Source organism: Cohnella sp. OV330 (assembly GCF_900112065.1).
In the GTDB taxonomy this organism is placed as follows: domain Bacteria; phylum Bacillota; class Bacilli; order Paenibacillales; family Paenibacillaceae; genus Cohnella.
Map to the genome: position 1 here is coordinate 136,071 of NZ_FOKE01000003.1, position 13,523 is coordinate 149,593.

Genomic DNA, 13,523 nt, shown 5'->3' on the forward strand with positions numbered 1-13,523 from the left:
GCGGCTAATCGCCTAAACATATCATTTCCGCATTCATTTTAAGGGGGAGCAACACATGAAGATGAAAAAGATGGGGCTGCTGTCGGCGGCCGCGCTGCTGGCGGTCGTCACTGCAACCGGTTGCAGCGGAAGCTCGAATTCCGCCGAGGGAACTTCTTCGCCTGCCGCGCAGAGCCAAGCGGGCAGCGATACGGACGTCGTCGATATCGAAGTGTGGGGAACGAACATCGGCTACAAGCCGGTCGAAAAGGGCAGCAAGCTGTACGAGCTGTACAAGAAGAAGCTGGGCGTCGGCGTCATCAACCCGTACGTGGAATGGAACGGCGGCACCAACTACCTGAACCAGCTGAACTTGAAGATCGCCGCGAACGAGATGCCGGATATGTTCACGCCGCAGCAGGGCATCGAGGACAGCCTGGCCAAAAACGGCGCGATCGCCGATTTGACCGACCTGCTGCCCAAGTACGCGCCGAACGTGCTGGCGGTCATTCCGGAGGAGATGTGGGACATCGTCAAGGCGAACGATCCGACCGGCCAAGGACGGATCTACTACATTCCCGGCTCGGTCGATTACGGCAGGTACGCCGGCATGATCCGCCAGGATTGGCTCGACAAGGTGGGCCTCACGATGCCGACGACCCAGAACGAATACGTGAAGGTGCTCGAGGCGTTCCGGGACAAGGATCCGAACGGCAATGGGCAGAAGGACGAGCTGCCTACGGGCGGCCGCCAGGAAGCGCGCTGGATGGACCACTTGTTCGCGATGTATGGCGTCGCGATGTTCGAAGGCTATCCGGACTGGGATCTGTACGACGGCCAGCTGACGTATTCCGCGGTGACGCCGAACATGAAAGCCGCCTTGGCGTTCATCGCCAAGCTGTACAAGGACGGACTGATGGATCCGGAAACGCTGCTGAACGACAAAGCCAAGTGGGACGGCAAGATCACGTCCAACAAAGCGGGCAACTACTTCCACTGGGTCGAGCAACTGAATCTCAACCTGGAAAATCTGCAGAAGAACACGGGCGTGAAGGCGCAATTTTCCGTCCTGCCCGTTCCTAAGGTCGAAGGCTACGATGGCTTCTACACGTGGAAGCGCGTCGGTCCGCCGCAATGGGTCGTCAAAAACAACAAGGACGAGAAAAAGCTGATGGCGACGTTGAAGCTGCTGAACAACATGTACGACAAGAAGAACTGGAAGGACCTGTACCTCGGCGTGGAGGGCATGCACTATACGATGAAGGACGGCAAGGCCGTCAAGCTGCCGGACGACAAGAGCACCCAGGAAAATCAAATCCTGAATCCGTACTCCAGCTCGGCTACGCTTGAGTTCACGACCGATCTGTTCAACAGCACCGCGTCCGAAGACAGCAAGTGGATCGCCGATCAGGTAACTGCGAACATGCAGGAAGCGCAAAAATACGCCAAGGTCATCGCCGGCGACGGCATGCCGGCCAGCGTCTATGAAGGCTATGCGGATATCAACAACCGCACGCTGTTCATCGAATACGCCAGCAAGATCATTCTCGGCAAATATCCGATCGACAAGTTCGACGAATTCGTGGAGAAGTGGAACAAGTCCGGCGGCGAAGAAGTGACGAAGCGCGCGAGAGCGTGGTACGACAAAGTGAAGAAGTAATTCGTTTGCAGGTGGTCCGCCCGGCTCGATAACGGGCGGACTCTTTTTATTAGGGGGAGCAGGGGGTTATCACATGAGCGATCGTCTTCAGGAAGTGCTCGAAGGCAAGGGGCAAAATTATATCCTTCCTTTTTTGTGGCAGCATGGGGAGGAGGAGCGGGCGATCCGGGAAGAGATGGCCCGCGTCCACGAAGCCGGCATCGGGGCGGTGTGCATCGAGTCCCGTCCGCATCCCGATTTTCTCGGTCCGAAGTGGTGGACGGATATGGACATCGTGATGGACGAAGCCCGCAAGCGCGGCATGAAGGTGTGGCTGCTCGACGACGATCACTTTCCGACGGGCCATGCGGTGGGAAAAGTAAAGGAGGTGCCGGAGGCGCTGCGTCGCGTATTTCTCGGCGAACGCCACGTCGATGTCGTCGGCCCTGCCCGCGGCGCGTCCTTGCTGTTCGACACGCTGCTGCTGAACGGACTCCGGCCGACCGTCTCCACGCCCGGGAGCGCGAGCGGCAGAAACAAGCTGATCTCCGTCGTCGCGGTCCGCCGGGACCCGTCGGACGGCGACTTGCTCGAAGAATGCGTCGACCTCACCGACCTGGCGCAGGACGGAATCCTGTATTGGGATATTCCCGAGGGCTACTGGCGCGTCTTCATCGTATCGGAAAACAAAGACGGCGGCAGCCAGGCGCAGGCGGATTATTTAAACCCGCTGGATCCGGCTTCCGTGCGGATTTTGATCGATACGGTATACGAGGCTGTTTATGAACGGTACAAGGCGGATTTCGGGAAGACGTTCGCCGGATTTTTCTCGGACGAGCCCGGATTTTACAACGACAAGACGACCTTCGACTTCGATTCTAAGCCCGGCAAACAAGGCGTAGTGCTTCCTTGGAGCAGCGAGCTGCCGGCCCTGTTGGCGCAGGCGCTGGGCGACGACTACCGCGAGCGGCTGCATCTCCTCTGGCACGATGCGGGGGAACGATCGCAGGTCGTGCGATACGCCTATATGAACATCGTCAGCAAGCTGTACGGGGAAAACTTCTGCAATCAGATCGGCGCGTGGTGCAGCGCACGCCGCGTCGAATACATCGGACATGTGCTGGAAGACAACAATGTCCACGCGAGACTGGGCTCCGGGGCCGGACACTTTTACCGCGCGCTTGGGGGACAGCATATGTCGGGCATCGATGTCGTGCTGTGGCAGATCGTGCCCGGCTTCGACGAGATCCCGTTCCGCTGGCCGGCGGGCGAGACCGACAGCGAATTTTTCCACTACGGCCTGGCCAAGCTCGGCGTCTCGCTCGCGCATATCGATCCGAAGAAACAAGGGCGTACGATGTGCGAAGTATTCGGCGCCTACGGCTGGGCGGAAGGATTAAAGCTGATGAAGTGGCTCACGGACCACATGCTCGTGCGGGGCGTGAACTATTTCGTGCCGCATGCCTTTTCCCAGAAGGCGTTCCCGGATCCGGACTGCCCGCCGCATCTGTACGCGGACGGGAAAAATCCGCAGTATCGCTACTACAAAATCTTAAACGACTATACCAACCGCATCAGCCATCTCCTCTCCGGCGGCAGGCATGCGGCGACCGCGGCCGTCCTGTATCACGCGGAAGCCGAGTGGTCGGGGCCGGCGATGTATTTTCACAAGCCCGTAAAAGCGCTGATGCAGCGGCAGATCGACTGCGACGTCGTCCCGGCCGATGCGCTCCTGGACGGAGCGAAAGTCCGCGAAGGCAAATTGCGCGTGCATCTGGAGGATTATGCTTGCCTGATCGTACCGTATGCGGAGGCGCTGCCGGCGGCGTTGGTTCGGCATATCGTCCGGTTCGCCGAGCAGGGCCTCGCCGTCCGCTTCGTGGACGGGCTGCCGACCCGGTCGAGCGAGGGCGAGGACGTGTCTGCCGAGCTGTCGCTGCTGGCCGTGCATCCGAACGTGAAGCGCGTATCGCTGGACGCGCTGGCGTCGAGGTTAATCGCGGACGGACACTGCGATATCCGTGCCGACGCCTACGAGCCGTATCTTCGGAGTTATCGATACCGGCATGACGGCTGGGAGGCGTTCATGTTTTTTAACGAGCATCCGAGCCGAACGATACGCACCAAGGTCGCGCTGCCGGTCGACGGCGACGTGCATGCCTACGATGCGTTCTCGAACCGGTTAACCCGATTAAACGTCGACGTCATTAACGGAGTTAACGGCGGGAAAGGGGCTTCGATCGAACTCGTCCTCGAACCGTACGAATCCGTCATCGTGCTCCACGGCTCCGGTCTTGATGGCTTTTCGGCGCCTTTGCGACCTTCCGCAGGTATGGCAAGTTCGGCAGGTTTGACCATCGAGCTGCGCGGGGAATGGGTCGTTTCCGTCGCCGATGCCGGGCGGTATCCGCATTTTACGGCGTGGGGCAAGCTGACCGAGCTGACGAATATGAGCGGACCGGAGGCTTTGCCGCGATTTTCGGGTACGATCCGTTACGAAACGGAGTTCGACTGGGACGAATCCGCGGCCGGCGAGGTTCTGCTCGATTTGGGCGAGGCGTACGAGACGGCGGAGGTTTGGCTGAACGGCGAACGGACAGGCGTCCGAATCTGTCCCCCGTACCGGATGGAAGCAACAGGTCTGCTCAAAAAAGGAAGAAACCGGCTTGTCGTCGAAGTCACGAATACGCTGGCGAAGGAACAGCGGGACTTCCTCTCCGCCTTTGCGCAGCAGGAGCCGAGCGGGCTGCTCGGGCCCGTTCGTTTAATCCATATGGAGGGGAATTGACCCGTTGCGCCCAGCTTGACGGTTAATCGGCACGGGTCAGATGCAGATTCCGAAACTGGAGCGGGGTCATGCCTTCCGCGCGCCGGAAGCAGGAGCTGAAGTAACTCGCCTGCGAGAAGCCGGTCTCCAGCGCGATCTGCTTGACGGACAGCTGCGTGGAGGCCAGCAGGCGCTTCGCGTGAATCAGCCTGGATTCCAGCAGGAAGTCGGGAAACGATTTTCCGAACGTCGCGCTGAACCTGCGGCTGAAATGGTGCGCGCTGTAGCCGGCCAGCGCCGCCGCCTGTTCGATCGTGAACGGCTCGCTGCTGCGGGCGCGCACGTAATTGGCTGCCGTCCGAATCCGGTCGGCGGCGGAGCTGGCGGGCACGTTCAATCGCGACGACGTTTCCTGCAATCTGGCCAGCAGCTCGTAAAGCGTTCCCGCCACGCTGTATTCGTCGTCGATCTGATAAGACCGCCCCAGTCCCAGCAAGCGATCGAGCAGCTCTTCGACGGGAGGCAAGTCCGACAGGGCGAACAGCCAAGGACCGTCGAGCCCCTTTCCGTCGAGCAGCTCCTCCAGACGTTCGCCGAAGAAATGCACCCACCGAATATGCCATGGATCCCCGGTATCGGAGCGGTACACCTGCCGAAGACCCGGACCATACAAGAATCCCTGTCCCCGCGTCAGCTCGTAGCGCTGGCCGTCCGTTTCAAGAAAGCCTTTGCCGTCGAGCACGATGTGCAAATTGTAGAGGCGATCCATGCGGCTTTCCTTGGTCTGATATTCGCGGCTCACTGCGTGCTCCGGGAAATGGCTGTAGCCTCCGATAAAATCCGGAAAGCAAATATGTCTGGGAAACAACGGCTTCGGCAGGAAAATATGCTCGCGCATGGGATGACCTCTATCCACGAAATTTTAAAGTGAGACCACAAGAGGGCCGCGATAACGGTCCTTTGTCGTTAACACAATAACAACATTTTAATAGAAGTCGCACGTATTTGTCATTTAAGCGCGGCCGTGACTCCTCTAAAATGAAGGTATCGACAAGCGAGGGGAGCCGAAGAAAGCGATGGCAAAATCGATCCGAATGGACGAGCTGCGGCTGGGCGTCTGCTACTATCCGGAGCATTGGCAGGAGGAACTGTGGGAAGACGACTTCCGGCGCATGCGGGAGATGAATATCACGGTCGTGCGGCTGGCGGAGTTCGCATGGGCCATGTTTGAACCGGAAGAAGGACGTTTCGACTTTTCCTTTTTTGTTCGGGCATTAGATCTGGCGCACGCGAACGGCATCCAGGTAATTCTCGGCACGCCGACTGCGACGCCGCCCGCCTGGCTGACGCACAAGTATCCCGAGGTGCTGAACGCAAGCGTGGACGGCGTTCTATATCGGCACGGCATGCGGCGGCACTACAATTATAGCAGCCCGCTCTACCGGCAATTGTGCGAGCGCATCGTGAGCAACATGGTGGAGGCGTATAAGGATCATCCCGCGGTTATCGGCTGGCAGATCGACAACGAGCTGAACTGCGAGACCAACGTTTTCTATGCGGAAGCCGATCATGTCGCGTTCCGCGAGTGGCTGAAGGCGCGTTACGGCTCGCTCTCCGCCTTGAACAAAGCGTGGGGCACCGTCTTTTGGAGCCAGACCTATACCGATTGGGAGCAGGTACATCTCACGCGGCCAATGGTCAATCCCTCGCCGAATCCGCATCTGGCGCTGGACGAAAAGCGATTTATATCGGACAACACGATCTCGTTCGCGAAGCTGCAGGCCGATATCATCCGCGAGCTTGCGCCGCAGCACTGGGTGACGACGAACGGCACGTTCGGCCATCTGGACAATCATGAATTAACGGATCGGGTGCTCGATTTCTTTTCTTACGATTCGTACCCGCAGTTCTCGACGATCTCTCCAAGCGATGAAGAGAAGCCGCTTCGCGATCGCGGCTGGAGCATGAGCCTGTCCAATGTCCGGTCGATCTCGCCCAACTTCTGCGTCATGGAGCAGCAATCCGGGCCGGGCGGCTGGGTGAACCGAATCGGCATGGGCGCGCCAAGGCCGGGACAGATCCGGTTGTGGTCGTATCAATCCGTTCTGCACGGCACCGACCTGCTCGTCTACTTCCGTTGGCGGACGGCCACGTTCGGCACCGAGATCTACTGGCACGGGATCAACGACTATCATAACCAGCCCAATCGCAGAGTGCGCGAGGTGGCGCAGGTCGGCGACGAGTTCCGGAAAATCGGCGCTGCGATCGCCGGAACCGTGTACCGGGCGGAAGTGGCGATTTTGCAGGATTACGACAATACGTGGGACGGGGAGTTTGACGAGTGGCACGGTCCGCTGCGCTGGCGGAGCATGGGAGCGTGGTATAAGCAGCTGCAGTACCGCCATATTCCCGCGGACGTGATCACGCTGCGTCAGGCGACCGCGCTGGCGGATCTGGCCAAATACAAGGTCATCGTATATCCGCATCCGGCGATTATGAGCGATGAGACGGCGGCGCTGCTTACGAAGTACGTCGAGCAGGGCGGGCAGCTCTTTTTCGGCGCGCGCACCGGCTACAAAAACCTGGACGGCCACTGCTATATGCGGCCCTTCCCGGGTCCGGTGGCCGAGCTTTGCGGGATCAACGTGGAAGACTTCACGTTAATCAAGGGCACCGTATCCGCAGCGGAGCTGCAATGGAAGGAAGGCCGCTTGCCGGCAGGCACGAAAGCGGAAGGCTTCAACGAAGTGCTGCGCGTCGAAGATCCGAGCACCGAGGTCGTAGCCGAATACGCGAGCGAATACTACGCAGGAGCGCCTGCGTTGACGAAGCGCGCGGCAGGCCAGGGAAAGGCCTGGTATTACGGTGCGGCTTACAGTGAACCGGTCGTCGATGCGCTGATCGACTCGCTTGGACTCGCGTCTCCGGCTTCCGATCTGCTGGATGCGCCGGCCGAGGTCGAGCTTGGCATTCGGTCCGCAGGGGAGAGAAGCTATCTCTTCCTGCTGAACTACGCCGACAAGCCCGCGGCGATTCGCTTCAAGAAGGCGGCGCGCGAGCTGTTGACGGGAGAGCAATTGGAAGGCGAGCGGGAGCTGCCGGCGTATGGCGTGATGATCGTGGAGCTTAACGCATAAATGAAGATCATTAAATAAACCAGCGGCAGTCTAGGACTTTGTTTTCAGTCCAAGACTGCCGCTGGTTTTATATATGGGGAGTTATTGGGGTCGAACTTAAGCTAAGCCGGATGGGGACAGATTTGTACGGAAAAACGCCGAGAGCTTCGTAATCGCAGGCAATACGTACTCGTCTTTGTCGTAAAGATCGACATGGGTGGCGCCATCTATCCAGGACAGTTCTTTGGGTTCTCGCGCGTTCGCAATGGCTTCGGTCGTCATCCAAGAGGTAACCGCTTCAGTTCCGGCGATCATGAGAAGCGGACGAGGAGCGATTCGGTCTATGAACCGGAACGCTTCGAAGGACGCGATGCGGTCTATGCTGTTCCAGGTAAAAAATTGAGCTGAGCGCGGGTGCTGCGCGCGGTCGGTGCAGTAATATTCCCAACCCTCGAAGGCGTGCAGATCATCCATTGCGCGAGCTTGGTCTTCGGTCTCGGGAAAAATCGGAAACCTGCCGACGCCTTCCCCGCGTGCTTCCGAGCTGCGGGCCGCCGCCGCCGCGTCAAGCATATTCTTGAAGATGGCAGGGTCCTGATTGCCAGCGCTGCCTTTTTGGAATTGAAGATTGATGTCAGCCGCGCTGACAGTGGCGACGGCCTTAATTCGGTGGTCAAAAGCCGTGGCGGGAATGACGTAGCCGCCTGAGGCGCAGATGCCGAGAACGCCGATGAGATCCGGGTCGACTGCCTGATGTGCGCTCAGAAACGAGACTGCGGCCTTAAAGTCCTCCACGCGGTGCGCGGGATCCTCTAACCACCTCGGCTCGCCTTCGCTTTCTCCCTGATAGGCCGCGTCAAAGGTAAGCGTAACGAAGCCTTGCTCGGCAAGACGTTTCGCGTAGAGTCCGGCAGTCTGTTCCTTAACGCCGGTGCCGGGATGGCCGACGACAATCGCAGGGAGCCGGCCGCCAAAATCTTCTTTGGGCGCGTATAGATGGCCGGCGATCTTCAAACCGGCGCTATCGAAGGCGACATCCGTTTTGATGTAATTCTGCATGGTATAATTCCTCCAATTTTTTTAATTAACATCTGTTCAGTAGTAAACCTTGACCTATTTGTTAACACGTTTATAATTATATCTGGGCCTACCATATCCGCAATTGTTAGATCAGCTTATTTTGTTAATTAGTGAACAAAGGCTTGAATATTGTATATTATTTTTTCTGAAAGTTCGGTGATTCGATGTCTAAAGTGGATCGAAGAATAGGTAAAACGCAAGAAGCGATTAAGAGCGCGGTTATCGACTTGATGTCTAAAAAGAATTTCGACGACATTACGATTCAAGACATATCCGACAGAGCCAATGTGAGTCGGGGGACGATTTACCTTCATTATGTAGATAAATTTGATCTGCTGGATAAGCTTGTCGAGTCGCATATCAACGAGCTCCGGGAAATTTGTATAGCGGGAGCGAATCTGGACTATTTTAGCGGCTCGCCGCTATGGACCGAATATTTCGAACGAAATTATTCTTTCTTTTCGTTAATGCTTGCGAGTAAAGGCGCTCCTTATTTCCGCAATCGGTTCCTCGACTTTCTGATCGAACAATTTACGCAAGAGGTGGACGTCGCCGATGGGAAAAACCAGGGATTAAAGGAAGAGGTAATCGTGAGGTTTGTCGCATCCGCATTCGTCGGGGTAGTCGAATGGTGGTTTATGAATGACAAGCCGATCCCGCATCATGTCTTGGCCGAACAACTCGGATTGTTGTTTGAGAGGAATTTGTAACGAATAAAAAAAGCGACGGTCCAGGACATTATTTTTCAGTCCAGGGCTGTCGCTTTTTTTAATTTCGGTGCTTATCGTTGAGTGGCGTGCGTCAAACAACCGGCTTGCCCGCGATGGCGCGATAGGTCGCTTCATCGGCTACGATATACAGCTTTGCGCCGGCCGGTATCGGCTCACGGAGCTTGCGATTGATGCCGAGATCGTTCCTGTCGGCGATCAATGTCGCCCCGCGCTCCAGCAGATCGTTGAAGGCGTCCCCGTACGTTAGCCATTCGGATCGAACGGGCACTTCGTATATATCGTCCCCGTGCTGGCGGCTGAGCAGCTGGTTGAAGATGTCCGCGTTGCCCTCTTTCATGGCCGCCCGCGCAGCCAGCCGAGAGATCGCGTCATAGGAGAGCACGAACTCGTTGACTTTGATATAACGAAAGTTCTGAATGTTTTTCTCTTGGATGATCTCTACGGTCGTATGGATATCGGGCGCGATTCGCTCCAAACTTGAGGCGATCAGCAGCGTCTTCCCGTCTGCCAGCGCCGCCTCCTCGATCCGGGCGTCCGCAAAGACGATGGCAGCGCGCGCAGTCTTAAGTCCGGCTTCTTCAAGCGTCTCTTCGGCGGAAGCGTCCCCGCAGATAAAGTGGACGTTGCTGTGCCGCTGCATGGGATGCCGATCGATCTCGTCGACGATGACGATCTGCGCATCGGGCAACCTGGCCAAGATTTCTTCTACGGCATACTGCGCTTTTTTGCCCCAATTTATGATGATAAAGTGATCTTTGCCTTGAAAGCTCAACAGGCCGGCCTCCCTCTGCCGTTGAATGAACGCAATCGAATCGAGGACCTTGCCGATGAGAACGCTCAGCAAGCCGATGCCGAAAATATACAGGAAGATCGTCAGCATCTTGCCTAGCGCCGTCTTCGCGTAATAATCGCCGTATCCGACCGTCGACATCGTCGTCAGCACCCAATACAGCGAATTAAACCAGTTGCGGAACGTGCCGGGCTCCAGCAAAAAGGCGGCCGAGGCGCTGAACAGGATGAAGAGGGCCGCCGTTAAAGCAATGGACGTATTTTTGAAGCGCATCGTCCTGACCAGCAATCTTAGAAAAAAGTGCATGCGGATTCCTCATTCTTATGGACAGGATCGATTCAGGCGTAATGCTAAGCGTAGGGCGATTATACGATCAGGCTGCTCACCGCAAAGCTGGTCCCTAAAAAGACGCAGCAGAGCAAAATGCCGATCGCCAGGTTGCCCTGCTGCAGATGCTCCGAGATCTTCAGCTTCGGCGTCGCCAGTTCGAAGATCCAATAGGAGGCCACCAGGCAGACGTAACCGACCGCAAACCAAAGCATCATATCCCAGATGGTCGAATTCGTGTACGCGGACACGCCGAGGATGATGGCGGTGCCCAGAAATTTGCCGCCGAAGGCCAACCCTACGGCCGCATTGCCCCGGCGCAGTTCTTCCATATCCTTGAACGGCGTCATCCAGCTGAAGATCAGCATGCCGAGAAGCTGCAGAACGATAATGACGATAACGCTGACGATAATATTGGTGACGACAACCATTACGCCCACCCCCTGAATTTTGCGTATGCCGAATCGTAATCGGCAAAGTCGTGAACCTCTTCGACCATGATGGGCACCTTTTTCAAGCTTTTGAGCTGATTAAAGCGCTCGTCGTCGATCGGCTGCTTGAGCTGGTTCCCTGAGGGCAGCGTGAGCACGGCGAAGTTGCGCGTTTTTCCTTGATACGAGGTTTTGTATACGCCGACTAACGGCACCGTCGTCTTCAGCGAGACCTTCAGTTCCGCAATGTCCGCCTTCGCCGCGCTCTCTTTGGCATAGGATTTGATCGGCGTCCAGGCGGACAGCTTGACTTCGCTGCGGCCGCTGTCGTTGGTCGTCATGTCGGCGCTCATATACTGCAGCGTCCAGATCTTGTCGCCTGTCGCAAAATTGCCGTCATTGGGCAGCAGCGCGTTATCGGGCAAGATCGTCATGTCGCTGCCGATCAGGTCGCCTACCGTTCCCTCTACCAGCTTGTAGTCCCAAGGGATCCGGCTTGCGTCGCCGGATACGGCGGACGTAGCCGAGTTTTTGAAGACGGATGGCTGGTCGCTTGCGCACCCGCCGACAAGAAGCGGCACGAGCAGCGCCAGCGCCGCCAAGACGGGGAATTTGCTTCGTACGCGAGGCAGCTTGCGCCCCGGCGCAGGCCGGTTTGAATGTCGATCGGTCATAAAGGCTCTTTCACTCCTACGGGGATAAAATGACTCGTATTGCCTGTAATCAGTCCGCCTGCCCGTCCCAGCACGCCGCTGGGCTTGCCGTCCAGCATGAACATGCCCGTCAGCAGACGGAACTCGCCTGCGGCAGTTTTGATGCGCGCCAGCTCGGCTCTTTTCTGATAGACCAGCGGGAACATGGCGCTCGTATCGAAGCCGTCCTCGTCCGCAAGCTCAAGCTCGCCCCGTTCGTCGTACAAGCGTACGGAGCCGCCTTCGCGTCCGAACATGGATTTGGAGACGAAGTTATCCTCAAGCACAGGCGAATTATAAGTAGGAAGCATGTACCGTTCGATGGCTTCCCGTTCTTCTTCGTCGAACAGCAGCCCCAGCTCGAACAGTCCCCAAGCGGCGGCCTGAAGTCCTTTCGATTGCAGGATAATGCTGTGCGGCCCGTTGAACAACGTCAGATTGCCGCTATCGATCGCGTAGAGCAGCGCTTCCCCGCCGTCGTCGAAGGCCAGCCACTCCTTGGGGTATAAGGCGAACATGCGCCGGATCGGAACGCCTTCGCCGTCCTTCAGCACGCCGTCTTCCACCCATAGCTCAAGACAATCGACGCAGCGGGCGTCAAGCCCGCTGTGGCGCACCAGGGCTTCAATGGTCCCCGAATCTTCCAGATGTTCGCCATAAGCCATGCAGGCTACAGCCTCCGGACGTTCGACCGACCATGCGGCGGCGACCTGAGCGGCCATCGCCCCGTTAGGGGAATCGATTCCCGCTTCCTGACAAAGCCAAGGCGTCGCTACGGCCGCTTCGACGTATCCGGTCGGCGTATCGGCGTTCAGCTCCAGCAGCTTGATCGCGCCATCGTCGCCGATCGCGAAGTCGAAGCGGGCATACCGGCTGATCCGCCCTTCGGGCGGCAGCGGCAGCAGATCGAGCGTGTCCCACAAAATATCGGGGATGCCGAGCAGCTCGTAAAATTCATGCTTGCCGGCGACGAAGCGCACCGTCTTGTCCAGGATGCGCCACAGCGCCGCCGAAGCCTGTACCAGCTCGGCGTAGAGCGCGGGCGGCATCGCGACGAGCTGGTCGAGCCAATATTCCTCTTCCTCTAGGTCCGCCCACGTGAACCCGAGCGCCTCAAGCTGCGCGACCCGCGCGGCACGGTCGGCATGCGGACGCCCCCGTACCTCGAATACGGAACTCATCCGCCGAAGCCGCCCGAGGAGGAACGGGAGCTCTTGGAGCTCGACGAAGAGCTGGATTTGGAAGAACCGAAGACGGATTTTTTCGAGCTGCCGGACGACGAACCGCTGAAGCCGCTGGATTTGCTCCCGATCCCGCCGGGTTGGGAGGAGGAGGAGCGGCGCGTGACCGTCCCGCTCTTGTCTACGGACTTCGGCCGTACGGAGGAGCCGACCACGGGCTTGCTCTGGAAGCTGTCGGCCGTATATTTCTTCGCTTTGTACGGCTTGCTGGTCCCGGCATAATAGGTCGTATGCGAGTTGTACCAGGACGTCGTGGAGTAGGACGCGCCGTTATTAAAGAGAAGATGGTAGAGAATCAGATCGTCCCAGCCGAGACCCGAACCGTAGTGGTTATTAACGACGACGGTGCTCGATCCGCTTTGTACGGCCGTGCCCGTGCCGGTTGTCGGGGCGGCCTCGCACGGAACGGCAGGATCCTGCGCGCTCTTGTTATCGGCATTGTCTTGGACGCAATCGTCTTCGCCCGGAACCAGCGGGATATTCCAATCCACCGCCGGGTCGAAGTAGGATTTGACTGCTTCGGACGACCAGGTCACGAGCTGCGGCTGCTCGCCCGCGGAAGCGCTTGGCGACGCGGCCGCCGAATACGCGACGGGTCCGATGGCCGCATTGGCCAGCAGCGCGATGCCTAGCGAAGTGGACAGCGTGCGCAGCGGCCTGCTGTCCTTTGAAAATAGCTTGTTTTTGACCGGTTCCTCCGGCCTATGCTCGGGCTTCAACCGCTTTTCCT

At 58.0% G+C, this 13,523-nt stretch carries 11 protein-coding genes; 4 read left to right on the plus strand and 7 right to left on the minus strand.

Annotated elements, in window-relative coordinates; all coding sequences use genetic code 11:
- Positions 1-55: 55 nt before the first annotated feature.
- Together BM235_RS07750 and BM235_RS07755 are read left to right on the plus strand one after the other, a co-directional pair.
- Complete coding sequence (locus BM235_RS07750) at positions 56-1,639, plus strand: type 2 periplasmic-binding domain-containing protein (protein WP_090111317.1); 1,584 nt, start codon at positions 56-58, stop codon at positions 1,637-1,639.
- A gap of 73 nt (positions 1,640-1,712) precedes the next feature.
- The gene (locus tag BM235_RS07755) at positions 1,713-4,406 is read left to right on the plus strand and encodes a glycosylhydrolase-like jelly roll fold domain-containing protein (protein WP_090111319.1); all 2,694 of its coding nucleotides are present in this window, start codon (positions 1,713-1,715) and stop codon (positions 4,404-4,406) included.
- Between the two features lie 22 nt (positions 4,407-4,428).
- Here the strand turns inward: BM235_RS07755 and BM235_RS07760 are convergent, their stop codons facing one another.
- Positions 4,429-5,283: a helix-turn-helix transcriptional regulator gene (locus tag BM235_RS07760; protein ID WP_090111321.1), complete on the minus strand. Its 855-nt coding sequence runs from the start codon at positions 5,281-5,283 to the stop codon at positions 4,429-4,431.
- Positions 5,284-5,461: 178 nt separating this feature from the next.
- Here BM235_RS07760 and BM235_RS07765 point away from each other — a divergent pair, with 178 nt between their 5' ends.
- Entirely contained in the window at positions 5,462-7,522 is a 2,061-nt protein-coding gene (locus tag BM235_RS07765; RefSeq protein ID WP_090111323.1) for a beta-galactosidase, read from the plus strand.
- A gap of 96 nt (positions 7,523-7,618) precedes the next feature.
- Here the strand turns inward: BM235_RS07765 and BM235_RS07770 are convergent, their stop codons facing one another.
- A complete protein-coding gene (locus BM235_RS07770; protein WP_199408921.1) occupies positions 7,619-8,560 on the minus strand; it encodes an alpha/beta hydrolase in 942 nt (313 codons plus the stop codon).
- Positions 8,561-8,745: 185 nt separating this feature from the next.
- Between BM235_RS07770 and BM235_RS07775 the strand changes: the two genes are divergently transcribed.
- Positions 8,746-9,291, plus strand: coding sequence for a TetR/AcrR family transcriptional regulator (locus tag BM235_RS07775; protein ID WP_090111325.1), 546 nt, complete (start codon positions 8,746-8,748; stop codon positions 9,289-9,291).
- A gap of 91 nt (positions 9,292-9,382) precedes the next feature.
- Here the strand turns inward: BM235_RS07775 and BM235_RS07780 are convergent, their stop codons facing one another.
- From BM235_RS07780 to BM235_RS07800, 5 genes are read right to left on the minus strand one after another with little or no spacing between them, the layout of a single operon-like run.
- Positions 9,383-10,408, minus strand: coding sequence for a potassium channel family protein (locus tag BM235_RS07780; protein WP_090111327.1), 1,026 nt, complete (start codon positions 10,406-10,408; stop codon positions 9,383-9,385).
- A 59-nt stretch (positions 10,409-10,467) separates the two neighbouring features.
- Entirely contained in the window at positions 10,468-10,860 is a 393-nt protein-coding gene (locus tag BM235_RS07785; RefSeq protein ID WP_090111329.1) for a DUF350 domain-containing protein, read from the minus strand.
- A complete protein-coding gene (locus BM235_RS07790; RefSeq protein WP_090111330.1) occupies positions 10,860-11,534 on the minus strand; it encodes a hypothetical protein in 675 nt (224 codons plus the stop codon). Before BM235_RS07790 ends, BM235_RS07785 begins: the two co-directional genes overlap by 1 nt.
- Positions 11,531-12,733, minus strand: a complete 1,203-nt coding sequence (locus BM235_RS07795; RefSeq protein ID WP_090111332.1) for a glutathionylspermidine synthase family protein — start codon at positions 12,731-12,733, stop codon at positions 11,531-11,533. Before BM235_RS07795 ends, BM235_RS07790 begins: the two co-directional genes overlap by 4 nt.
- Positions 12,730-13,512: a hypothetical protein gene (locus BM235_RS07800; protein ID WP_090111346.1), complete on the minus strand. Its 783-nt coding sequence runs from the start codon at positions 13,510-13,512 to the stop codon at positions 12,730-12,732. Before BM235_RS07800 ends, BM235_RS07795 begins: the two co-directional genes overlap by 4 nt.
- Positions 13,513-13,523: the final 11 nt, after the last annotated feature.